Source organism: Sphingopyxis sp. 550A (assembly GCF_053569535.1).
The window spans coordinates 4,227,462-4,250,771 of record NZ_CM131615.1; the positions used below are offsets into that span (position 1 = coordinate 4,227,462).

22 protein-coding genes are annotated in these 23,310 nt (G+C 62.8%); 10 read left to right on the top strand and 12 right to left on the bottom strand.

From position 1 onward, the window contains the following. Nucleotides 1-86 precede the first annotated feature (86 nt). Together ACVENA_RS20570 and ACVENA_RS20575 are read left to right on the top strand one after the other, a co-directional pair. Nucleotides 87-521, top strand: a complete 435-nt coding sequence (locus ACVENA_RS20570; protein WP_449326846.1) for an Lrp/AsnC family transcriptional regulator — start codon at nt 87-89, stop codon at nt 519-521. A 117-nt stretch (nt 522-638) separates the two neighbouring features. Next, the gene (locus ACVENA_RS20575; protein WP_449326847.1) at nt 639-1,121 is read left to right on the top strand and encodes a MarR family winged helix-turn-helix transcriptional regulator; all 483 of its coding nucleotides are present in this window, start codon (nt 639-641) and stop codon (nt 1,119-1,121) included. 112 nt (nt 1,122-1,233) lie between these two features. On the opposite strand, the gene ACVENA_RS20580 is transcribed toward ACVENA_RS20575, so the two are convergent. Continuing rightward, complete coding sequence (locus ACVENA_RS20580; RefSeq protein ID WP_449326848.1) at nt 1,234-1,548, bottom strand: hypothetical protein; 315 nt, start codon at nt 1,546-1,548, stop codon at nt 1,234-1,236. Between the two features lie 2 nt (nt 1,549-1,550). On the opposite strand from ACVENA_RS20580, the gene ACVENA_RS20585 reads away from it, so the two are divergent. Further along, a complete protein-coding gene (locus ACVENA_RS20585) occupies nt 1,551-2,021 on the top strand; it encodes a hypothetical protein (protein ID WP_449326849.1) in 471 nt (156 codons plus the stop codon). Nucleotides 2,022-2,263: 242 nt separating this feature from the next. On the opposite strand, the gene ACVENA_RS20590 is transcribed toward ACVENA_RS20585, so the two are convergent. Next, nucleotides 2,264-3,028, bottom strand: coding sequence for an SDR family NAD(P)-dependent oxidoreductase (locus ACVENA_RS20590; RefSeq protein ID WP_449326850.1), 765 nt, complete (start codon nt 3,026-3,028; stop codon nt 2,264-2,266). 222 nt (nt 3,029-3,250) lie between these two features. Between ACVENA_RS20590 and ACVENA_RS20595 the strand changes: the two genes are divergently transcribed. Both ACVENA_RS20595 and ACVENA_RS20600 read left to right on the top strand, forming a co-directional pair. Beyond that, nucleotides 3,251-5,374: a TonB-dependent receptor gene (locus ACVENA_RS20595; protein ID WP_449326851.1), complete on the top strand. Its 2,124-nt coding sequence runs from the start codon at nt 3,251-3,253 to the stop codon at nt 5,372-5,374. A gap of 62 nt (nt 5,375-5,436) precedes the next feature. Further along, entirely contained in the window at nt 5,437-6,483 is a 1,047-nt protein-coding gene (locus ACVENA_RS20600) for a Rieske 2Fe-2S domain-containing protein (protein ID WP_449326852.1), read from the top strand. Nucleotides 6,484-6,517: 34 nt separating this feature from the next. Here ACVENA_RS20600 and ACVENA_RS20605 read toward each other — a convergent pair whose 3' ends face one another. The 3 genes from ACVENA_RS20605 to wrbA form a co-directional block, all read right to left on the bottom strand. Next, nucleotides 6,518-7,903 (bottom strand): spinster family MFS transporter, encoded by a 1,386-nt coding sequence (locus ACVENA_RS20605; RefSeq protein ID WP_449326853.1) that lies wholly within the window; start codon nt 7,901-7,903, stop codon nt 6,518-6,520. A 1-nt stretch (nt 7,904) separates the two neighbouring features. Then, entirely contained in the window at nt 7,905-8,360 is a 456-nt protein-coding gene (locus ACVENA_RS20610; RefSeq protein ID WP_449326854.1) for an SRPBCC family protein, read from the bottom strand. Between the two features lie 116 nt (nt 8,361-8,476). Next, nucleotides 8,477-9,076 carry an NAD(P)H:quinone oxidoreductase gene (gene wrbA, locus ACVENA_RS20615; protein WP_449326855.1) on the bottom strand — a complete coding sequence of 200 codons (600 nt, stop codon included), beginning with the start codon at nt 9,074-9,076 and terminating at the stop codon, nt 8,477-8,479. Between the two features lie 416 nt (nt 9,077-9,492). Between wrbA and ACVENA_RS20620 the strand changes: the two genes are divergently transcribed. Then, on the top strand, nt 9,493-11,670 hold the full coding sequence (locus ACVENA_RS20620) for a TonB-dependent receptor (protein ID WP_449326856.1): 2,178 nt from the start codon (nt 9,493-9,495) through the stop codon (nt 11,668-11,670). Nucleotides 11,671-11,841: 171 nt separating this feature from the next. Here ACVENA_RS20620 and ACVENA_RS20625 read toward each other — a convergent pair whose 3' ends face one another. Continuing rightward, complete coding sequence (locus ACVENA_RS20625) at nt 11,842-13,476, bottom strand: MFS transporter (RefSeq protein WP_449326857.1); 1,635 nt, start codon at nt 13,474-13,476, stop codon at nt 11,842-11,844. A gap of 102 nt (nt 13,477-13,578) precedes the next feature. Further along, entirely contained in the window at nt 13,579-14,544 is a 966-nt protein-coding gene (locus ACVENA_RS20630) for a 3-keto-5-aminohexanoate cleavage protein (RefSeq protein WP_449326858.1), read from the bottom strand. A 393-nt stretch (nt 14,545-14,937) separates the two neighbouring features. Between ACVENA_RS20630 and ACVENA_RS20635 the strand changes: the two genes are divergently transcribed. Then, the gene (locus ACVENA_RS20635; protein WP_449328975.1) at nt 14,938-15,459 is read left to right on the top strand and encodes a MarR family winged helix-turn-helix transcriptional regulator; all 522 of its coding nucleotides are present in this window, start codon (nt 14,938-14,940) and stop codon (nt 15,457-15,459) included. Between the two features lie 34 nt (nt 15,460-15,493). Here the strand turns inward: ACVENA_RS20635 and ACVENA_RS20640 are convergent, their stop codons facing one another. After that, nucleotides 15,494-16,378: an NmrA family NAD(P)-binding protein gene (locus ACVENA_RS20640; RefSeq protein ID WP_449326859.1), complete on the bottom strand. Its 885-nt coding sequence runs from the start codon at nt 16,376-16,378 to the stop codon at nt 15,494-15,496. 115 nt (nt 16,379-16,493) lie between these two features. Between ACVENA_RS20640 and ACVENA_RS20645 the strand changes: the two genes are divergently transcribed. From ACVENA_RS20645 to ACVENA_RS20655, 3 genes are all read left to right on the top strand, one after another. Further along, nucleotides 16,494-17,665, top strand: a protein-coding gene (locus ACVENA_RS20645) for an IS3-like element ISSpma3 family transposase (RefSeq protein ID WP_449326860.1) whose coding sequence is annotated in 2 segments (ribosomal slippage) — nt 16,494-16,746 and nt 16,746-17,665 — 1,173 coding nt in all. Because the reading frame shifts where the segments join, the coding sequence is not laid out codon by codon here. A 256-nt stretch (nt 17,666-17,921) separates the two neighbouring features. Then, nucleotides 17,922-18,695 carry an SDR family NAD(P)-dependent oxidoreductase gene (locus ACVENA_RS20650; RefSeq protein WP_449326861.1) on the top strand — a complete coding sequence of 258 codons (774 nt, stop codon included), beginning with the start codon at nt 17,922-17,924 and terminating at the stop codon, nt 18,693-18,695. Nucleotides 18,696-18,736: 41 nt separating this feature from the next. Then, complete coding sequence (locus ACVENA_RS20655; protein WP_449326862.1) at nt 18,737-19,105, top strand: nuclear transport factor 2 family protein; 369 nt, start codon at nt 18,737-18,739, stop codon at nt 19,103-19,105. A 23-nt stretch (nt 19,106-19,128) separates the two neighbouring features. Here the strand turns inward: ACVENA_RS20655 and ACVENA_RS20660 are convergent, their stop codons facing one another. Genes ACVENA_RS20660 through ACVENA_RS20675 form a run of 4 tightly spaced genes read right to left on the bottom strand, consistent with a single transcriptional unit; the run spans nt 19,129 to nt 23,310 of the window. Continuing rightward, a complete protein-coding gene (locus ACVENA_RS20660; protein WP_449326863.1) occupies nt 19,129-20,532 on the bottom strand; it encodes an NAD-dependent succinate-semialdehyde dehydrogenase in 1,404 nt (467 codons plus the stop codon). Nucleotide 20,533: 1 nt separating this feature from the next. Next, nucleotides 20,534-21,328 (bottom strand): 4-hydroxy-2-oxoheptanedioate aldolase, encoded by a 795-nt coding sequence (gene hpaI / locus ACVENA_RS20665; protein WP_449326864.1) that lies wholly within the window; start codon nt 21,326-21,328, stop codon nt 20,534-20,536. A 39-nt stretch (nt 21,329-21,367) separates the two neighbouring features. Next, nucleotides 21,368-22,216: a 2-oxo-hepta-3-ene-1,7-dioic acid hydratase gene (locus ACVENA_RS20670; protein WP_449326865.1), complete on the bottom strand. Its 849-nt coding sequence runs from the start codon at nt 22,214-22,216 to the stop codon at nt 21,368-21,370. Further along, complete coding sequence (locus tag ACVENA_RS20675) at nt 22,216-23,310, bottom strand: cupin domain-containing protein (protein ID WP_449326866.1); 1,095 nt, start codon at nt 23,308-23,310, stop codon at nt 22,216-22,218. The genes ACVENA_RS20670 and ACVENA_RS20675 overlap by 1 nt, the downstream gene beginning before the upstream one ends.

Below are 23,310 nucleotides of genomic sequence, written 5' to 3' on the forward strand. Positions count from 1 at the left end.
ATCAAACAAGCGGAAAGAATCTGCCAACTATGCCCCTCGATCAAATGGATTCGCGCATTCTGGCCGAGTTGCAAAATGACGGCCGCATGACCAACCAACAGCTGTCCGACCGGATTGGCCTGTCGCCAAGCCCTTGCCTGCGCCGCGTCAAGCAACTGGAGGCCGACGGCGTCATCACGCGATATGTCGCGCTGATCGAGCCGACGCGCGTCAATCTCGGCGTTACCGCCTTTGTCCGCGTGCGGCTCGACCAGCAGGACGATCTCAGGCTGTCCATCTTCGAGGAGGCCGTCGCCGCCTTTCCCGAGGTCATGGAGTGCTATCTCATGACCGGCGACGCCGATTATCAGCTTCGGGTAATCGTGAAGGATCTGCATGCCTTCGAGGAATTTCTCCGGCGCAAGCTCACCAAGATTCCAGGCGTATCGCAGCTCACCACGAGTTTCGCACTCCGCCCGGTCATCTACAAGACGGCGCTGCCAATCGGAGACAGGGTCGCCGATCGCGGTGCAGCGAGCTAGACCGACCCCATTTAGTTTTATATAGATATTATTCCGATGCACGCTGCATGCGTGCCCAGCGCGCGAAGCGGCTGTGCCTTCGAAGAGCGGCCGCGGTCGGACGAGCCGCCGAACAGGATGAAAGCAAAGGCCGAACCATTGAACAAAGCCACACCGTCTCCAGAGGAAAGCGTCGCCTTTCAGGTCCGCCGCATGCATCTGGGCTTTTCGCGATATCTTGAGTCCAAGCTTGCGGACCATGAGGTGAAGGTCAGCTGGTGGTATTATCTGCGGGCCTTGGAGCAGAAAGACAATGTCACCCAAAAAGATCTAAGCAAGGCGACGAATGTCACGGCCACGACGACGGTCGCCGTGCTGAAGGGCATGGAGGAGGAAGGCCTCATCACGCGCACGCCAGATACGATCGACCGGCGCCAGGTCTTCGTCGCGCTCACATCGAAGGGACGGGCCTTGGCTAATGAGATCATTCCCTACGCCGCAGAAGGCAATATATTGGCAAAGCTCGGAATTCCGCAGCGCGAGATCGAGATGTGCCGATCGGTGCTCAAGCGGATGGCAGAAAATATCGATCGCTATATCCGCTCAGAAATCGAAGCCTGACGCTCCCACCCGAAAGCGGAATTGCCTCGAAGACCGAGCCGGCAAGATCTTGAGCGAGTTCCCCAAAAAAAATACGGGCGCGACCGTTGCCGGTCACGCCCGGTTAGGGAGATTAAAATTCCGCCGCAGCGGTCAGGCCGATCGTCCGGACCGAATTGAAACCAAAGACCTGGATCACGGAATTGGCGCCCTGCAGCGCGTCGAGCGGATATTCGTAGACGAAGGTCGGCACGCGTTTGTCGTTGCAATTCTTGCAGAAGAGCGAAAAGCGGTAGCGGTCGCCGACATTGAGTCCGATCGAGGCTCCGAAGATGTCGTTCGTGCCGATATAGGTCTTCGGATTGTGCGAAATGCGAAAGTTGATCGGCGAACGGTGATACCAGTTGCCGCTGAGCGACAGCGTCACGTCGCCTCGGGCCGGCTGCAAAGATGGTCGCGTTCACCGAAGGCGATACACGCTACGATTATGGCTCATGGCCGCAGCTCGGGGCCGGTTCTCATATTGTTGCGGACATCGAAAACCGTGGCGCAGCCGACAAGGGGCCGATCTTGTCCTTCGGGACCTCTTTCAGCGGATACGCACTCAAACTGGAGGCGGGGCGGCCTGTCTTCGTTTATGATCCGACCGGCCGGTCAGCCGAGCGGCGCATCGTCAAGGCGGCCACGCCGTTGCAGCCGGGAAGGCACAGCATTTCCGTGTCTTTCCGTGCCATCGGTGACGAGACCGTCGAATTGCTTCTCGCTGTTGATGGCCATGTCTCGGCTAGGGCGGAAATGCCCTCCGCGAGACGACGGATTTCCGCAGCGCCCGGATATGTCGGGCGGCGGGCGGAGGATGATTTCACCGGACCAGAGAAATGCGACTGCTCGATCGAGCAGGTGTCGATCATCCAGGATTAGCGAGCGGCGGCGTCATCTCTGGTCTCGGGCTGCAGAGTCCTGCGTCCGGGCGTGTCGCTCGGAAGGATAGCCGCCGAAGAGTGCGCTCGATGACGGGAATTGGCTCGGGCTCGAAATCGCAAAATGCTCTGCAGATCGCACGGCAAGTAAAGCCATGGGTAAAGGCCATGAAGGATCGGAGCACGTTAGTGAGCGGGGAGTGAAGCTCACATGAAACGGTAACAGCCGGACCCGGGTGCGGCTCAGATAGCGAGATAGCCGCCGTCTACAGCGATGCCCGCACCGTTGACGAAGGAAGCACTGCCCGATAGCAGCCAAGCCGCCGCCTCGCCGATTTCGCGCGGCTCGCCAAATCGTCCGATCGGATGACGGTCGCGCAGCTTTTCCAAAAAGGCGGCGAACTGGGGGTTTTGCGAGAGCTCCTCGATCACGGGCGTCTGGATGATACCGGGAAGAATCGCATTCACGCGTATACCTGCCGCGCCATAGTCGGCTGCAGCAGCACGCGTGAGACCCATCACGCCATGTTTGGCGGCAACATATTCGGCCGCATTGGGAATTGCGACGGCTCCGAGCGATGAGGCGGTGTTGACGATCGAGCCGCCGCCAGAGGCGAGCATAGCGATGACCTGATATTTGATGCACCAGAAGACCCCGCTGAGATCGATCCGGATCGCCCGGTCCCACTCGTCGGTCGAAAGCTCGTGCAGCTGCTTGCCGCATTGCACGATGCCTGCATTGTTGAAGGCGCCATCAATCCGTCCGTGAACAGTGACGATCTCTTCGATTAGCCGGGCCACGTCCGCCTCGGCGCCGACGTCGGCGCGCGCGAAGCTCGCGGCGCCGCCCGATGCCTCGATCTCGGCGGCGACGGTCGCGCCGGTTTCCGCGATATCGCTGACCACGACATGGGCGCCGGCCTCGGCGATGCGGATGGCGCTGGCCCGGCCAATGCCGCTGGCGGCGCCGGTCACGAGGATGGTCTTGCCTGCGAGCGTTTTTTCCATTTCGTACCTCTCCTTTCGCCGGCCCGGCCGGTGGTCGGTCTTCCTCTATATAAACATGCTTGCGGAGTTCAAGAAACATTTATATAAATGGAAAATGAGGCGCGGTCCGGAGTCGAAGACTCATGATCTCGCGGGCCATAAGCTAAGCGCCGGACGTGCGAAGCAAGGCTGAACCATCCTCGATAATGAAGGAGGTCGGCGTCGAACTGGGAGGAGGAACCGATGGCAATCCGGAAGTATTTTGTCGTGGCTGCGAGCCTGACCGCGCTCGCGTCTGGCACTGCAATGGCGCAGGAAGCGAGCGGCCAAGCGGCCGCCAGCGATGACAGCGGACTGGGCGATATCGTCGTCACCGCTAACAAGCGCGAGGAGAATCTGCAGCGCACCGCCGCGGCGGTCACAGCAGTGTCGGGCGAACTGCTCGTCGAGAAGGGGATCACCGACCTTCGCGCCGTTCAGGCGCTGGTGCCGTCGGCCCGCTTCCAGCAGGAAGGCCAGTCGACCCAGGTCTTCCTGCGCGGTGTCGGCTCGAACCTTGACTTCGCAAATGTCGAGCAGGTGGTCTCGTTCAACTTCAACGGCGTCTACATCCCGCGCGAGGGAACTAGCGCGCCCTTTTTCGACATCGAGCGCATCGAGGTGCTGCCTGGCCCGCAAGGGACGCTTTACGGCCGCAACGCCGTCGGCGGCACCGTCAATGTGGGTTTCGTGAAACCGAAGCAGGCAACCGAATTCTCGGGTGTGATCGAGGCCGGCAATTACGACCTCGTCCACGGGACGGCGGTAGCGAATGTACCGCTCGGCGAAAGTCTCGCGGCGCGGCTAGGCGTGGATTACACCCATACGAGCGGCTACCTCACCTCGGGTGCCGAGGCGAAGGATGACCTCGCGGTGCGCCTCGGCCTTCTTTACGACGGGAACAAGGGCTTCAACGTTTATCTGTGGGGTTATCTCGTCGATAAGGACGGGACCGCTCCTAACCTGGTCAATAAGGGTTTCGATCCCGCAACTGGCGCCTACAGCGAGAATGCTTTCCTGCAAGACAATCCGTGGAACGATACGCGTACCGGAACGCTCGCGCCATTCGCGCCTTTCGGTCAACCTCAGGCAGAGGATCTCGATTACCGCAATTATGTGGCAGGTGCCGAAATCAACGTGGACCTCGGCGACACGACGACGCTGACCTACATCCCCTCCTATCTCGATTTGAAGCTCGATTACGGCTATTGGCTCGGCGGCGTTCCCGCGCACTATGATATTGCCTATGAACAGACCACGCACGAACTCCGATTGAGCGGCGACACCGACCGTCTCAAATGGATCGCGGGTCTATATTATTACCATATGTCGGTCGTGCAGGACGTGCGCGTTCTTCCCGGAACCCCGTTCGAGGGCATTTTCTTCAATAACGACAAGGGCATCAAGGAAGGCGTTGCCGCATTCGGACAGGCGACCCTTTCGGTCTCCGACACGCTTCGCCTGATCGCTGGCGGTCGTTACAGTTCCGACCATGCCGAGGCGACCGGCACGTCCTTCTTGTTGCAACCCTACAGCTTCGACCGCAAGTTCAAGCGCTTTGATTTCAAGCTCGGTGGGGAGGTTGACCTCTCGCCCTCCAACATGGCCTATCTGACCTATCAGACGGGCTATACGCCGGGCACCTATAATCCCTTCCCGGCGACACCCGGGAACGATAATCTCGTTAAGCCGGCGAAGCTTTCGTCCTTCACCGCGGGCCTCAAGAACCGGTTCCTCGATGATCGACTCCAGCTCAATCTCGAGGCCTATTATTATGATTATCGCGATCTCTACATCCAGGCATTCGATCAGAGCAAATTGTTCAACCCGATCTTCAATGCCGAGAAGGTGGAGATCTACGGCATCCAGGCCGACCTGAAGTTCAAGCCGACCCCGGCCGACCTGCTGTCGCTCAACATCTCCTACAATCACGCCCGCAACAAGGATTTCACGACCCCTGACGGACAGAATTTCGACGGTCTGTCACCGGCCTATGCGGCCGACTGGACAATCGCCGCCGATTATTCACGCGACATCGACATCGGGTCGAACGGCTATCTGCGTATCCAGGGCGACGGACGCTACGAGAGCGCCTTTTTCGCGGACTTTCTCCACAATCCCGGTACCCGCCAGAAACCCTATGTGAAGCTCAATGCGAGCCTCACCTATTTCTCAAATTCGGGCCGGTGGAATCTTGGAGCCTGGATCAAGAATATTACCAACGAACCGGTGATCGCGGCGACCGCTTTTGCCGGTATTCCGGGACCCGCCACCGCTTATCTCGAAGCGCCGCGCACCTACGGCGTTCGCCTGGGCTTCAACTTCTAAAGGGGGAGGTCGCCGGGCGCGGCCAAAAAGTCGCGTCCGGCGGCACTGAAAGGATCGGGAGCATGTTTCTGCGCAATTGCTGGTATGTGGGAGCGCTAGCACGCGAGGTGACCCGTTTCGAACCTTTGGCACGCAAGTTGCTAGATGAACCCATCGTCATGTTCCGCACTCATGACGGCGCGATCGCGGCGCTTGAGGATCGCTGCCCGCACCGCTTCGCTCCGCTTTCGATGGGCCGGATGGGTAAGGATACGATCGCCTGCGCTTATCATGGCATGGAGTTCGACCGCAGCGGCCGCTGCGTTTCCAACCCGACCCAGCCCGGTGAGGCGATAGCGCCGCACGCCTGCGTGCGGAGCTATCCAGTGTGCGAACGGCACGGTCTCATCTGGTTCTGGCCCGGAGAACCCACGCTCGCAGACGAAGCGGCGATCCCGGACTATTGGTATTATAACCACCCTGATTGGGACATCGACCTTCAATATATGCATGTCGGAGGCAATTATCTCCTGCTCCTCGACAATCTGTTTGACCTCTCCCACATCAACTTTGTTCATGGCGATGTGCTCGGCAGCTCGGATCGCGCCTCGGACATGGTACATAATACCAAAACCACCGATCGCGGCATCATCGACCAATGGCTGAGCCCGGCATCGCCGCTCGTCCCCGGGTGGGCCGCGATCGTTAACGACGAGTGGGCGCAGGGTGATGTCGATTTCTGGATGGACATGCACTGGGAAGCAGGATCGAACATGATGCTCGATGTCGGGGTGATGCCTGTAGGCGGCGAACGCCGCGGCGGCTTGCAGATCATGAGTCTCGACGGGCTCACGCCCGAAACCGCGACGAGCACTCATTATTTTTACGGCACGGCGCAATCCTATCGCCGGAATGATCGCTCGATCCTCGCTTTCTGGGCCAAGGCGCAGACCTATGCCTTCCTCCAGGACAAAAGAATGATCGAGGCGGTGCAAGCGAGCATGGGCGACGCCTGGGATATTCTTGCGATGAACCCTGTTATCAACAAGGGGGACCGCGCGGCGCTGCAGGCGCGCCGGATTCTGGCACGGCTCATTCGCGAGGAGCAGATGGCGCGCGCCGTTGCTTGAGCGGCGCGCGCCGAACGCGTCGCCTGCGATTTGCCTAGAAGTTCGCCCAGATATGCGCGGCCAGAGGGTCGCCTTGGCGGACGCCGGGAGACGGCGCCGCCGGCGGCCTGCGCACATGGCGCCAACAGAGATAGAGAAATGCTGCCATCAACGGAAGCGCGGCGCTGAGCACGGTGACCAGCGAATGGCCGACTGCGCTTTCGTCACCGAAGACGCGGTCGGTCACCAGTCCCACCACGACCGGAGCGAGACCGGCGCCGACGAGCGCGTGGAACAGGATGAAACACGCCATCAGCCGGCCACGCAGTTCAGGCGGCGCAAGCCGGTTAAAGGTCGAATAGGGTCCAGGCGCGGTAAAGCCATAGAACAGCATCCCAACTCCGAGCAGCACCATCGAATTGGCCGCAGAGGACGCGGTGAAGGCGAGAATGAGGAAGGGGGCGGCGGCGAGGGTCGCGAGGCCCGCAACGACATAGTTGGATCCTTTCTCTCCGTGCCGGAACAAGCTGTCGGTCAACAGTCCGCCGAGGATTGCGCCCGGTGCGGCGAGAGCGAGGATGAGGCCGTATCGAGGCCCGATGTCGGCCGCCCCCATCCCGTGAATGCGCATATAGTAGGTCGGTGCCCAGGCTCCAATCGCGTAAGCGACGAAGCTTGAAAGCCCGAAGCCCCCAAAGGAAAGGGCGAGGATGGTACGGTTCGCGCGAATAAAGGGAAGGAAGGCGGGCCCGGGCGCGCCGCCCGAGGCGGATCGCGGAGGCCGGCGCGGGTCGTAGAGCAGATAGGCGAGAAAGGCGATAATCACGCCGGGTAGCCCGGTGACGATGAAGACGGCCTGCCACGGCTCTACCTCGCCGATTAGCGGCAGCACGATCCGCTCCATTCCTGAAAAATGCGCGACGACGGAGGCGCCGATCGCGAGCGCCGCTCCCGATCCGAGATAGAATCCTGCCGAATAGACGCCCAGCGGCGTTGCCACGCGGTCTTTAGGGAATAGATCGCTGATGAGCGAAAGCGCAGCAGGAGCGAGCACCGCCTCCCCGATGCCCACACTCGTGCGTGCCGCAAACATTTGCCAGAAGCTGCGCGCGAGCCCCGTCGCGGCGGCGCTCAGTGACCAGAAAGTGATGCCGACGTGCAGCAGGGTCCGCCGCGGATAACGATCGATCGCCCAGCCGAGCGGCAGACCCGCCAAGGCATAGAGAAGTGCGAAAGCGAACCCTTGCAGGAGACCGAGTTCGGTATCGCTGAGACCAAGACTCCTGCGAATGGGGTCGACCTGCAGCGAGATAATCTGTCGGTCGAGGATCGACAGAAGCGAGAAAATGAGAAGGATGCCGACCGACGACCAGGCGCGGACGGGCCGGAACGGGGGTGCGCTCAAGCCGGCCGAGACATCGGGGCCGTTGCTGCCCGCCACGTCAGATGTCCCCGGCCTGGACCATCGCGCGTACTTTCGCGAGCGTCGCGGAGACGGCACCGACATAAGCTTCCCGCATCGCATCGCCGCGCGCCTGCTCTTCGGGCGAGCCGTCCGCCACTCCGGGGAAGGACATGGCGAAGGTGAAGCTCAGAAGGAGACCGGACGCTGAATCGCTGATGGTGTTGAGAATGAAATCCTCGCTCCCGACCCTGTCGAAGCGGACCATGCGCGGAGGAAAGAAGAGGATGTCCTCGTCGAAGTCCTGCCCGCCGACGGTGATCGACCGGCGCAGGCCCCTGGCGTGTCGTTCGATGAGATCGCAGCGCTGCATACTCGGGACAAAGGGAAGGGCATTCTCGGCCTTGAGGACCAGCCCGGCCCAGACCTGCTCGACCGTAAGCGGGGGCAGCGAACCGGCCGGGTTCACCTCGACGCTGTGCGACAGGATATACATGACCTCATCCTCCTTCTCGGCTGCGAATGATGCGGCGGGAAGGCCTGACCGCGCGCCATTCCCAAGCGCGCGGCCAGACCCCGCATCCGCCGGCCTCGCGGCCGGCGAATATTGCGTCAACCGGCAAGCTTCGCAGCGGTACGGGCGACGAGTTCGCCTTGGAAGCGCGCGCCGGCGAGCTCGATGTCCGACGGCATCCGCTGGCCCTGGCCGCCCGTGATGGTGGTCGCGCCATAAGGTGAGGCGCCGGCCATTTCGTCGATCGTGGTTTGTCCCTCGAAGCTGTAGGGCAGCCCGACGACGACCATCCCGAGATGCATAAGGCTCGCGACCGTCGAGATCAGGGTCGTTTCCTGACCCCCGTGCTGCGTCGCGGTAGCTGTGAACACGGAGCCGACCTTGCCGACGAAGGCATTGCGCATCCAGAGCGGCCCGGTTTGATCGAGGAAGGCCGCCATCTGCGCGGGCAGGCGACCGTAGCGGGTTGGAAAGCCGAAAATGATCGCGTCATAGCCGGGCAGTTCCTCGACGGTGCAAAGCGGCGCATCCTGGTCGAGCTTGAAATAGGCGCCGCGCGCAATCTCTTCGGGTACGGTTTCGGGAACCCGTTTGAGCGCGACCTCACCGCCCGCGGCGCGCGCGCCCTCGGCCACGGCGTTCGCCATCACCTCGATATGGCCATAGGTCGAATAGTAGAGAATCAAAATCTTCGCCATGTCATCCTCCTCGCAATGATCCCTTGAGACAGGGTCTGTTTCCGGGAGACTCGGACACGCAATCCGGGGAAATATGCGCCGCGGCCAAGGCTTTCGGGCCCGTGATCATCAGCGCCATCCTTCCTCCCAACAAATTTTATATGAAACTATCTACGTCGGAGTCAAGCGGCGTGAGAATGGCTTGGACGCGGGCTTTCGAACAACGGGTGGCAGCCGTCGACGATTGGGCGCGAGTCGATTCGGCGCTTGCACCGAGAAATCGGCAATCCGGGCTATATTTTTGGCGTTCAATAGGAAATATAACGATATTTATCAATCTGTTGTCTAGATAAATAGCTGTTATATAAAAGTTCTTGCCAAGAAAGAGGAGTTACTACTATATAAAGCTATATAAGAACTGCTCAGGGAGAGATGAAATGAGGGCATATCCGACTCCAAATTCGTTGCTTCGCGTATCGACCGCGATCGGTCTCGCCGCCGCAATGGTGACCGCCGCCCATGCCCAGGACGCGCCCGATGCCGGGCAGACGACCGACACGGGCCTTACCGACATCGTGGTTACCGCGACGAAGACGACCGGCAACCTTCAGGATACGCCAGCCGCAATCACCTCGGTCAGCGGCGATACGCTCGTGGCGCAGGGCGTCGTCGACATCCGCGGGGTTCAGAACCTCGTTCCGTCGGTCCGGTTCCAGCCGCAGAACGCCGCGACCGAAATCTATCTGCGCGGCGTGGGTTCGACGATCGACCTTCCCAATATCGAGTCGCCGACATCGCTGAATTTCAACGGCATCTATGTCCCGCGCGAAGTGTCGGCGATGCCCTTCTTCGACATGCAGGGCGTCGAGGTTCTGCCCGGGCCGCAGGGCACGCTCTACGGTCGTGGCTCGCTCGGCGGCATCGTCAACGCGACCTTTGCGCGTCCAACCAACAGCAACGAGGGCGCGGTGCTCGCCGAGGTCGGGAATTATTCGCTCGTCCATGGCTCGGCGATGGTCAACTTCGCCGCCACCCCCGAACTCGCGGTCCGCCTCGCCGCCGATTATACCTACCGCGACGGCTACCAGAAGTCGGGCGCAAGCTCGGCTGATGACTTCGCCGGCCGCCTCTCGCTCGACTATAAGCCCAGCGATAATGTCGACCTCTACATCTGGGGCCAATATGTGAAGCGCAGCGGCGACTCAACGAACCCGGTGACGGTCGGCGTCGATCCGGTCACGGGCGCCTATGCGCCGGGGCGCTTCCTGCGCCCGAGTCCCTGGGACGACACCCGCACCCCGGCCATGCTGGCACTTCCCGCCAACCCCAACCTGCCGCCGCCGGTTGCACCGCGCGCGCTCCCGACCTCGGGCGAGACCTTTCTTGCCGGAGCCGAGCTCACGATCGATCTCGGCAATGCGACGCTGACCTACATTCCCTCCTATATGCGCGCCCATGTGAACGTCGATTATTTCTTCGGCGCGTATCAGACCGACAAATATGACCGCGCCCGTCAGTGGACGCAGGAACTGCGCATCGCGGGCGATGTCGGACCGGTGGAATATCTCGCCGGCCTCTATGCCTATCGCGTCACGACCTCGGGCACCTTCAATGTCGCGGGCTTCCCGGTGTCCGACGTCGATGCGAACCGGCTGAAGGGCTATGCGATCTTCGGCGAGGCGAAAATTAACGCCACCGACGCGCTGAGCTTCACCCTCGGCGGCCGCGTCAGCTGGGACGACCGTCTCGGCAGCGGCTCCTACACCGGCTTCGAGGGTAGCGATTTCGTCGTTGGCGTACCATACAGCTATGATCGCAACTTCAACCACGCCGATTTCAAGGCGGCGGTGCAGTATGAAGTGAACCCCGATATCAACCTCTATGCGGCGATCCAGTCAGGCTATCAGCCGGGCACCTTCAACACCTATCGGGACCGCCCGGGCGTGACGAACGCGATCCAGCCCGCGAAACTGCTCGCCTATACGGCCGGCATCAAGACTCGCTCGCTCGATAACCGACTCCAGATCAATAACGAATTCTTCTACTATGATTATTCCGACCTGTTCGCGTCGGCCTATAATTCGGTGCTGAACACCACCCAGACATTCAATGCCCAAAAGGTCGAGATTTATGGCAACCAGCTCGACATTCTTTTCAAGGTCACGCCGAACGATCAGCTCAGCCTCAATGTCGGCTATCTCCACGCCCGCAATAAGCGCTTCCTTCTCCCTGACGGCAGCGCAAACTTCAACGGGTTGCAGCTGCAATATGCCCCCGACTGGACGATCAGCGGCAGCTATTATCACGATTTCGAGCTTGCCGGCGGCAGCTATGTCCGCGCGCAGGTGAACTCGCGCTTCGAGAGTGCCTTCTTCTCCGACTATAGTCATGTGCCCGGTGGGCGGCAGTCGTCCTATACGAAGACCGATGCCTCGATCACTTATTACTCGGCCGACGAGAGTTGGAGCATCGGGGCCTGGATCAAGAATATCGAGAATGAAGCGGTTCTCGCGGCTACCGCGGTCGGGAGCAGTTCGCCGTTCCAGCAGCTCGGCGCGACGACCAACCTCGAACCGCCGCGGACTTACGGGTTGCGCGCGTCGGTTAAGTTCTGACCACCAGACACGGCGCGCACCCCGGCGCGCCGTTGTCCTGTCGGCGGCCCCGAATCTTCCGTCCGGGGCGGTGAGGCCGATGACGGCAACAGGCAGAGAATGCTCGTCCTCCCTGTTGCCGTTTCGTTTCTGGCGCTTGCAGCGCCAGCGCGGTTTTTTAGAGAAGATCCGTCAGCCTCCCGGCGAGACAGGCAGGACGGCGTCGGTAGCACGGTCACGAACATGCTCGCCGCGGCGAACCGAGCCGTAGGGCCGCTCGAGCATGCGCCGGATCACAGGTGGCTCGTCGCCGACATGGAAGGCGAAGGCGAGGTCATGGAGATCGCGCTCGGCCTGCGTCGGACGGTCCCGTTGGCGCAGATAGTCGAGCCAGGTCGGGCAATAATAGCGCTCGGTCCACAGATCGGGATCGGCGACGTCGCGCGAGATCGACCAGCCATAGGCGCCGTTGCGCTGCCGGCTGAGCTGGACGTCCTGCATCAGGAGATAGAAGGATCGGGCGCGATGGCTCGGGACGCGGTAGTGGACGTCGATAACGATCGGGCCGCTCCTTCCCGTGAGCCCGAGCACCACTTCGGGATCCGCCGCGGGCTGGCCGGCCTGGGACTGCATGTCATGGGTGCGGGGGAGGCGCAGCCGGAGGCCTATGAGCGCGGAGGCGACAAGAAGACCGCCCGCCGCGAGGATCGCGGTGGCGAGACCCGAGGTCGCCGCGATCGTTCCCCACATCCAGCTTCCGGCGGCGATGCCGCCCGCGGTGGCGGCCTGAAACGCTGCGAGCGTGCGGCCGCCGACCCAGCGCGGCGCCATCACCTGGATCGCGACATTGAGGATTGTCATCACGATCATGAGGCCGCCGCCGGCGAGGAAGAGGAGCGGCAGTGCGGCCCACAGCGAAGGCGCGAAAGCAATGCCGATCGCGGCGAGGCCCATCGCGGCCGAACTCGCTGCGACAATGGTCTCGTCCCCGGTGATGCGCCGGAAGCGCGCGATGTTCATCGCGCCGGCGACCGCTCCGACACCATAGGCTCCGAGCAGCAGGCCATATATCCGGGCATCTCCGCCGAGCTGGTCGCGCGCGATCAGCGGCATCATCGAGGACAGGATCGATCCCAGAACCCCCATGACGAGCGCGCGCAACAGCACGATGCGCAGCGCAAGCGAATTGCCGAGATAACGAAGTCCCGAAATAATCGCGCGGTATAGCTGCTCGGGTGGGAAGCGCGCAGGCTCTTCGGTGCGGCGCCAAAGGAGGAAGACGAGCATCATCGGCAGGAAGAAGGCGGCGTTGATCGCAAAGGCGGCGACGACCCCGGCGACCGATATGACCAGACCGCCGATCGCAGGGCCGAAGCTGCGCGCGACGTTGAAGCTGATACTGTTCAGCGAAATGGCGGCGGGCACGTCCTGCGGGGCGACGAGCTCATTGGCCGACGCCTGCCAGGCCGGCGCGAAAAAGGCGACACCGCTTCCTATGAAGAAAGTGAAAAGGAGAATGAGTCCGGGTGTGAGCAGGTCCGCCCAAGCGACGGCAGTGAGACCCGCGCCGCCGGCAAAGGCGACGAGCAGGGCGGCGAGACCGACCTTGCGGCGATCATAAGTGTCGGCGATCGCACCTGCTCCCAGCGCGAAGAGCATCACCGGCGCCATCAACGCGGTCTGGACGAGCGCGACGAGATCGGCGCCCGCTTTCATCTCGGCCATTGCCCAGGTCGCGCCAACCCCCTGGATCAGTTGGCCGAGGTTCGAGAAGAGGCTGGCCGACCACATGCGCCGAAAAGTCTTTGCGCGAAGCGGGCTCATCATGATGTCGTCCTTCCTGAAATGGTCAGGGCCCGGCGGCGGCCGAGCGAGACGGATCTCGCGCGGCAACCCCGGGCCCCGATTTGAGCCTGATGGCTTGCTGGCTTACTTGGTGGCGAGGCCGACAAGCTGACGGTAATAATTGGCGTCGCCCGTGGTGCGACCGTGAAGTTCGGCGATCTGCTTGGCCATCTCGAACATCTCGAGATTGCTGCCGAGCAGCTTGTCCTGGTTCGGATATTTCCAGGGGGTGTCCTCGACGCCGACGCGGATGTGGAGACCGAGCATCGTTGCAAGCGTCGTCATGTAGAGCGTTGCGCGGCCGGCGGCGCAGACCGAAATGACGCTCGTCGGGTCGATCTTGCGAATCTGGTCGACCATCATGAACATGTGCTGGGCCATGTCCTGTGCATTGTTCACCGAGACGCCGGAGACGAGCGAGCGGCCGACGTTGAACGGCAGGCCGTAGAGGATCAGCCAGTTGAGCGGTTGCTTGACGATGCCAGTATCAATCAGCTTGCGCTTGGCGAGCTCGATTTCGCCCGTGCTGTGCACGGCGAGCTCAGGTTTTACGCCGAATTCCTCAAGCGCCGAGACCGCGGGGATCATGAAAGCATCGGGGTGGCCGGGCGCACAGGGTGCTGCTTCGGCAAGACCCGCCTTGGCGGGCTCGACACACATCTCGAAGCTGGTGCCGTTCAGGACGTTGAGGTTCGGAACGAAGTCATTGCCGAACCGCTTCTTGAGCGGTGTCAGCACTTCCGAATAGGCGTCGACCGGGCGAAGGTCGCGGTCGAGACGGCGGCCCTTGCTGTCGGTCACGAAAGTAAAGTCGATATGGACGCCGCACGCGCCGGCCTCGATAACGCGCGAGGCTTCATCGACATAATCTTCAAGGTTGTTCGGGTTCACGCCGCCGGCAGATGCGCCATCGGTGAAACGGCCGGAGACCGCGCAATTGATCGCGATCTTTTCAGGCACATCCCACTTCGGCTGCACGTCCGACGACGATACGAACTGATATTCTTCCATCTCGCGCTTGGCGGCTTCCCACAATGGCAACGGCGTCATCAAATCTCTCCTCTCGAAAACTTTCCCATGCTGTGACCAGCTGAAAACTACTACTATATAAAACTATATTCGCGGTCAAGTGCATCGTTGCGATCAGGCATGCGGCGCGCGGCATCCGATGAATTCATGCGACGAAATCTGCCTCCTTTGGCTTGCAATGGAACGCTGGGATGGTTAGCCAGGGAAGGGTTGAAGTGCGCGAATTGGCTACGAAATCTGCCTGTTTGCGCGCGACGCGTTGATCGCCGTCAGGACCATCTCCGCAGCGCCAGGGACCGTTCCGTCCGGCGGCGGGAGGAGCCTGCAGGTGTGCCGGATGATCGCCGTACCGGGCGATCGCCGCGGGGGCAGCAAGATGAGAGCGACAGAAATATGGTCAAGCGAGAATCGGTGATGAGGATGGCAGGCGAGGGCACGGCGGATTCGGGAGGCAGCCAGAGCGGTTCGCCGGGGATCGCGCAGCTTACCCCCGAGCGCAGCGTCGCTTTCCAGATCCGGCGCGCGCATCTCGCCTTTTCCCGACTGCTCGAGACGCGGCTCGCGCGCCACGGCGTCAAGAACGGCTATTGGTATTATTTGCGCGCGCTCGGTCTCAAGGAGAATGTGACGCCCAAATATCTCAGTGAGGCGACCAAGGCGACCGAGACCACGACGGTCGCCCTGCTCAAGGGCATGGATAAGGAAGGATTGATCGCCCGCTCGAAAGACACGGTCGATCGCCGCCAGGTCTTCATTTCGCTGACCAACAAGGGTCGGTCGCTTGCCTCGACCGTGACGCCCTATGCATCCGAGCTCAACGATATCGCGAAAGCCGGCATTTCGAAGCGCGACATCGAGACCTGTCTCTCGGTCCTCTCGCGCATGGCTAACAATCTCGAGGAAAGCCTTAAAACGAACGGCGACGACGAAGATTGATACTGGTGGCAGGGCGGGGCGGCCCGCCTGCAGTTCAGGCGAAAACGCCGCGCATAAAATCCTCAAAGCGCGTGAGGGAGATATTGGGGTAGCGCCCGTTCTGGAGATCGTCGAGCGCGGTTTGGCCGTTCATCATATACAGTTGATAGGCATAAAAGACACGGCTCTGCGGGTCCGCAGTCTCCATCGCCTTGCGCAGGTCAGCTTCGCTCCCATAGCTCTGCCGCGCAAAGCGCCGTCCGCTCAGTCGCTCGACGATGTCGAGGCCGCCATTGAGCGAGATGCGGTCGCCGCAGAAGGCGAATTTTCCGTTCGGTACGTCCCGGTCGAGCGCAACGCGGGCGGTGACGCGCGCTGTATCGTCGATCGTCGTTACCTCGAATTGCTCATCACCTGTTCCCCAATAGGCCGCGGTACCCTTCTCGTAATCAACGAGAGGAGAACCCGGTCCCATGAAGTCGATGAAGCCGCCCTGCAAAATGTGAATGTGCTCGAGTCCGAGTTCCGCGATGGCCTCATCGGCCTCGCGACGAGCATCGAAAGCGGCATGCTCCCCCGGTGTCGCCTTGAAGAGATCGAGGGCATAATCGGACGGGATGATGCGGCGCACCCCGCCTCGCCGTGCGGCTAGGGCCAACGCCACCTGTCCATCGACCATCACGGAGCGGTCGCCCGCGACCGCCGAAATCACCACGTCCACGCCCTCGGTTGCGCGCTCGAGGGTGTCAGGCTGGGCAAGGTCGCCTTCCGCAATGTCCGCGCCGGCGGCGATCAACGGCGAAAGCGCGGCCTGTTTCGCCTCATCGGCGGCCGACCGGACGAGAAGCCGCACCTTTGCACCCGGGTCTGTCGTCAGATGATGCGCGATCCGGCTGCCGAGAAGGCCGGTGGCGCAGGCGATAAGGACGGTCTGTACCATAGCGCGTCTCCCATTTTTGTTTCGCCTGCCCGTTACCGTGCTGCAGCCGGTGACGTGACCCCCTGAATTTCCTCCAACAGTGATTAGAGTCCGGCCCTGAAGGAAGGACGGACAGATGAAGCGTTTGAGGTTTTCGGAAGAGCAGATCATTGGTGTGCTGAAGGAAGCGGAGGCGGGCGCGAAGACCGGCGAGCTGGCGCGGCGTCATGGGGTGTCGGAGGCGACGATCTACAACTGGAAGGCCAAGTATGGTGGCCTTGAGGTGTCGGAGGCGAAGCGGCTGCGCTCCCTCGAGGACGAAAACGCGAAGCTGAAGCGACTGCTTGCGGACTCGATGCTCGACAATGCGGCGTTGAAGGATCTTCTCACAAAAAAATGGTGACGCCCGCCGTTCAGCGGGAAGCGGTCGCCCATCTCCAGGCTTGCCATGGGATGAGCGAGCGGCGGGCGTGCCGTGTCACAGGGGCCGATCGGAAGAGCATGCGCTACCGGTCGCAGCGTGGCGACGATGCCGAGGTTCGGGAGAAGCTGCGCGAGCTGGCGCAGCAGCGTCGCCGGTTCGGTTATCGGCGCCTGCATATCCTGCTGCGCCGGGAGGGCGTGATGATCAACAGGAAGAAGACCCAGCGCCTGTATCGAGAGGAGGGGCTGATGGTCCGACGAAGACGCAACCGGCGCCGGGCGATCGGTGCGCGGGCGCCCGCACCGGTGCTTGCGTTGCCGAACCAGCGCTGGAGCCTCGACTTCGTGCATGATCAGATGGCGTCAGGCCGGCGGTTCCGGGTGCTCAACATCGTCGACGACGTGACGAGGGAGTGCCTGCGCGCGGTGCCGGATACGTCGATCTCCGGACGCCGGGTCGTGCGCGAGCTCAGCGATCTGATCGAGGAGCGCGGCAGACCGGGGATGATCGTCAGCGACAATGGGACCGAGCTGACATCGAACGCGGTGCTCGCATGGTGCGGCGAGGTCGGGGTCGAGTGGCATTATATCGCGCCGGGCAAGCCGATGCAGAACGGCTATGTCGAGAGCTTCAATGGCCGGATGCGCGATGAGCTTCTGAACGAGACGCTGTTCCTCAACCTCGATCATGCCCGCACAGTGATCGCGGCCTGGGCCGAAGATTACAACAAGGCGCGGCCACACTCGGCCCTTGGATATGAGACACCGGCGGCGTTCGCCGCCGAACTGAATAAGCAATGGCCTGCGCAGCTACGCCCTTCGGGCTCCGCTGCGCAGGCCATTGCTTACACCGCGCTCATGCGCAACAAAGCTGCTGGGCTCTAATCCCGGCTGGTGGAAACCAGGGGGTCACGTCACCGCGAGCCGCCCTCGCGGTGCGCGGCGATGTTCCGCGCGGGGTAAAGCCTCGGTGGAAGGTTTCGTTCGCGGTGCCAGATGTCGCGGCTGCGGTCGCTGTTGCCCTGCGCATGGGCGGCCTGCTCGCGGCGGGGCCTTTCCCTTCAGCTCGTGGACGGCGCGCCGATCTGGTCGATCCCGCCGGGGCAGCCTTCCCGATTCTCGAGCTTGGGTCCGGGCGGCCGTGACATTCGGTCAGGATGACACCGAACCGCAAACCCATGCAGGCCGCGTCGCGCTGGTGACCGGGGCGGCACAGGGCATCGGTCAGGCCATAGCGCTTTGCCTCGCACGGCGCGGCGCGCAACTGATCCTGACCGATATCAAGCCGGCGGGCGAGACTCTGGAGATGATCGCGGCCGCTGTCGGGCATCGTGCCGAATTTTTGCTCGGGGATGTCGCAGCGGAAGCACATTGGGCTGCGCTGGCGGCGCTCGCCGATGTCGGTTTCGGCCGTTGCGACATCGTCGTCAACAATGCCGGCATTTATCCCTTCGCGGCGCTCGATGACCTCGATGCCGCCACGTGGCGGCGAACCTTCGCCGTCAACGTCGAGGCGCATTTTCATTCGGCGAAGGCTTTCGTACCGCTAATGCGCCGCCACCGCTGGGGGCGGTTCGTCAACGTCAGCTCCAATTCGATCGCCTATGCGGCGCCGGGGCTAAGCCATTATATGGCCAGCAAGATGGCAGTGCTCGGCTTCGTACGCGGCCTTGCCAACGAGGTCGGCGACGACGGAATCACCGTCAACGCGATCCTGCCCGCCGCGACCAAGACGGCGGGCCTCGCCCATGTGACGGACGACATGTTCGAGCAGTTCGCGCAGACGCAGTCCATCCGAAGGGTCGCGATGCCCGCCGATATGGTGGGACCGGTGGCCTTCCTCACCAGCGAAGACAGCGCTTTTATCACCGGCCAGTCCATCGTAGTCGATGGCGGGGCTTACAAGATATCCTGATGCAGAAGCCGGTGAAAAAGCCCGCCCATGAAAGGTTGAACATGTCCGATGACTTCGTGCGGAATTTCTTCGCCGCCGCCGATGCGATGGACGTCGAGCGGTTCGCCGCCTATTTCACGCACGATATCGTCTGGCGTTACGGCAATAGCCCCGCGGTCCAGGGCATCGACATCGTGCTCGCCCAATATCGGCAAATCTCGGGCGTGGTGAAAGCGGTGCGGCATGACATCGTCGGCATTTGGCGCGACGGCGACTGCGTTACCGTCGAGACGTTGGCGAATTATTTCGATCACCATGGCCGCCACTTCGCCTTCCCGGCCTGCAACGTCATGCAGGTCGAAGGCGAGCGCTTCCGCGACGTTCGTGTGTTCGTCGACAATCATGAATTGTTCGTACCGCCGGCGGGCTGACGCGCGGCCGCCAACGAGGTCAGTCAGTCGCGCGCCCAGACGAGCTGCGCGTTGGTGAATTCGCGCAGTCCGAAATGCGACAATTCGCGTCCATAGCCGCTGTGTTTGATGCCGCCGATCGGCACGCGCGGATCGGAGGCGGCAACACCGTTGACGAACATGCCGCCCGTTGCGACCTCGCGCGCGAGGCGCGAGGCACGCGCGACGTCACGGCCCCAGATGGCGCCGGACAGGCCGAACTCGCTGTCGTTCGCGATCCGCACGGCATGCCCGGCATTGTCGGCGACGATGATCGCGGCCACCGGACCGAACGTCTCCTCCTGCCAGACCGGCATCTCGCGGGTGACGTCTACGAGCACCGTCGGGGGATAGAAGGCGCCGGGTCCCTCGGGGATGCTGCCCCCGAGCAACAGGCGAGCGCCCATGTCGACGCTGCGGCGGACCTGGTCGTGGAGCTCCATCCGGAGCCGCGGCCTCGCCATCGGGCCAAGATCGGTGCTCTCATCGAGCGGGTTGCCAACGCGCAGTTTCGCCGCGGCCTCGACGAAGCGTGCGATGAAGTTGTCGGCGACCGGCCGCTCGACGATGATGCGCTTGGCGGCGATGCAGACCTGACCCAGATTCTGGAAGCGCGCCTCGACCGCGGCAGGCACGGCGCGGTCGAGGTCGGCGTCGGCAAGCACGATGAACGGATCGGACCCGCCGAGTTCGAGCACGCTCTTCTTGAGATTACGCCCCGCCTCGGCGGCGATCGCCGCGCCCGCGGCGACCCCTGCCGTAACCGTCACCGCCGCGACCCGCCGATCGGCGATAATCTCGGCGATCTCGGCCCGTGTGATGTTGAGCACGCCGAAGACGCCGGCAGGAACACCGGCGGCGGCGATCGCCCGCTCGAGTGCAAGTGCGCAGCCCTGCACATTGTCGGCATGTTTCAGGAGGAAGCCGTTGCCGGCGACGAGGATCGGGATCGCGGCGCGCAGAACTTGCCAGATGGGAAAGTTCCAAGGCATGACAGCGAAGACGACGCCGAGCGGAAGGAAGGCGATGGACGCGCTCCCGTCGCCGCCGACGTCGGCTGGCTCGTCGGCGAGCAGCCGCTCGGCATGCTCGCCGTACCAGAGGCAGAGCTTGGCGCATTTTTCGATCTCGCCGCGTGCGGCCTGCACCGTCTTGCCCATCTCGGCGCTGATCAGCGGGGCGAGGGTGGCAGCCTCCTTGCGAAGCTCTTCGCCGATGCGTGCGACGAGGCGCGCGCGGTGCGCGATCGTGGCGCTCGCCCAGCTTGGCTGCGCTTCGCAGGCTCGTGCAACGATCGCCTCGCGTTCGGCGGCGTCGTGGAGCGGATAGCGGGCGATCTCATCGCCCGTCACCGGGCTGATGGAGAGGGCGAAATTGGTGGCGGAGGTCGCCCGGATTTCGTTGAGCACGTTAATAGACACCTTTTTCGGCAGGCTTTTCGGCTTCGGCGGGATTTTTGAAACGGCGCGCGAGCGCCTCGGCGCCGCGCGCGAGGATGGTGACATCGGTTCCGACGGCAACGAAGCTTGCACCGAGTTCGAGATAGCGTTCGGCGAGTCCGGGATCGGCGATGAGCATGCCCGCCGCCTTGCCGGCGTCGAGAATGCGGCCGATGGCCTTTTCGATGGCTTGCTGGACCTCGGGATGGCCAGGGTTGCCGAGATGGCCGAGCGCAGCCGACAGGTCGGACGGGCCGAGGAAGACACCATCGACGCCTTCGGTCGCGGCGATGGCGTCGATCGCCTCAAGCCCTGCGCGCGATTCGACCTGGAGGAGGAGGCAAATCTCGTCCTCGGCGCGGAGCAGATAGTCGGGGCTCCGATTCCACCGGCTCGCCCGCCCGATCGCCGAACCGATGCCGCGCATGCCGCGCGGCGGATAGCGCGTCGCGCGGACGAGGCGCTCGGCCTCCTCGCCGCTCTCGACCATCGGCACGAGGAGCGTGCGCGCTCCGATGTCGAGATATTGCTTGATGATTACCGGGTCGCCGCTTGGCGGCCGGACCACCGTTTCAACCGGATAGGCCGCCGCCGCCTGCAATTGGGCAAGGATCAGCGGGATGTCGTTCGGCGCATGTTCGGCGTCGATCAGCAGCCAGTCGAAGCCCGAACCTGCCGAAATCTCGCACGTATAGGGCGAGGCGAGCGCCTGCCAGAAGCCGATTTGCGGCCGGCCTGCCGCAATCGCCTGTTTGAAGAGGTTCATGGCCTCCGTCTCCTTCCTGTCCCGGTCGGTCCGCGCGGGCTATTCGCTCGTGAAGTCGCACTCGACGCGGCCGAAGTCGCCGAAGTCGCCGATGATCAGGCTGCCGGGCGGGGCCTCGACCGGACGGATGAACGAGCCCGAGAGAATGATCTGTCCCGGCTCGATCGTCCCTCCATAAGCCGCGAGCCGGGCGGCGAGCCAGGCGACCGACAGCAGCGGGTCGTCGAGCACGCCGGCGCCGAGGCCGGTTTCCTCGACCTCGCCATTCTTTGAGACGATTGCGCCGACCCGGCGCAGGTCGCGATCGCGAAAATCATGCACCGGCTCGCCGAGAACGATGCCGCCGTTCGCCGCATTGTCGGCGATGGTGTCGAAGACGCGCCGGAGCTGGCCGCTGCGCGGATCCTTGCGCGTGATGCGTGTGTCGAGGATCTCGAGCGCGGGGGCGACATAGTCGGTCGCCGCAACCACGTCGGCGGGGGTCACCGCACCAACGAGGGGCGCCTTCATGACGAAAGCGATCTCGGCCTCGATCCGCGGCTGGATGAAGCGGCGGCGCGCGATCTTCGCGCTGTTGGCGAAGACCATGCTTTCGAGAAGGACACCCGAGTCCGGAATGTCGATCGAGAGCGCCGCCTGCATTGCCTTCGAGGTGAGGCCGATCTTCCAGCCCACGATGCCGTCGCCCGCCGCCTGCTTGATCCGCACCCACTCCGCCTGCACGGCATAGGCATCGTCGAGCGTCATGCCCGGATAGTCCTCGCTAAGCAGCGGAATCTGCTCATGGTTGCGCTCCGCGCCGTCGAGCGCGAGCGCAGCCGCATGCACGGCATCGCCCGAAAGGGTGATGCCGTGCGGAAGACTGTCGGTGCTGCCGGCGAGCGCCATCAGGACGCGGCCGTCTTGCGGTTCGTCGCGAACCCTTCCTCGGTACCGAGCAGCGCCGGCGGCTCTTTCAGATTTTCCTGCCAGAGAAGCGATTCCATCGCGATATTGAGCGGTTGGTCCTGGATGGTAAGCTCATAGACCGGCTCGTCGAACGAGGCGTGATTGTGCACCGCCCAGCCCGGCGCCGACAGCATGAGGTCGCCGGCCCTCCACTCATAGACCTTGCCCTCGACCGTCGAGCGGCCCGAGCCCGAGAAATAATAGTTCACGGCGGCCGACGAATGGCGGTGCGGCCGGTCGACGATCTTCGGCGGACGCAGCGTCATCGTTGCGAAGAAGTTCGGCGTCGTGCCGTTGGTGCGGCCGGTCATCGGATTGTAGAGCAGGTAGAGGCGGCGACCGACATAATCCTTGCCCAGCGCCTCGAGCTTGTCGAGATGCTCCTTGACCTCTTCCCACGGCCAGTAGAGCGCGGGGCTCTCGACCGACGGTGGGTTGATGAGGCGCTCATAGGGCATCATCCACGCGCCCTCGTCGTTGAGCGGGAACGTGCCGAAAGGGTTGGTTTTGCGGGTATCGGCCGCGTCATGCTCGCCTTCTTCCTCGACCGAGCGCAGTGCGGGGACGGGATTTTCCTCGACCACATGGATGTTCATCATGTCGAGCAACGCGCCGTTCGAATAGGTGAGGCGCACATAGATGTCCTCGCCTGTGTTGCGGTGGCGATAGATGCGCATCGACGGCGTGTTCCATACGTCGTGGATCTTGGTGGGACGGCGGTCGCCGCTGATTTCGGTTTCGCCCTCGCCGCGGATCACGAAGTTCACTTGGGTCGAATTCTGGCGGAACGTAGCAGTTTCCTCGCCGGGCAGCAGCACGTCGAGCGCCACTTCGATGCTCGGCGCGAGGCCGCGGGATTTCTTATTGAGCGGATGCACGAAATAGGAACGGCGACGGCCATTCTCGGGACGAGGAATCGCGGCAAGACGCGCGACCTCTGCGTCGATCTCTTCCTTGGTGATGACGATTGGCTCCCAAGGGGTCTCGCGTTCGGGCAGCGCGCCGCTGCCTTCGACAAAAATCGGGTTGATCAT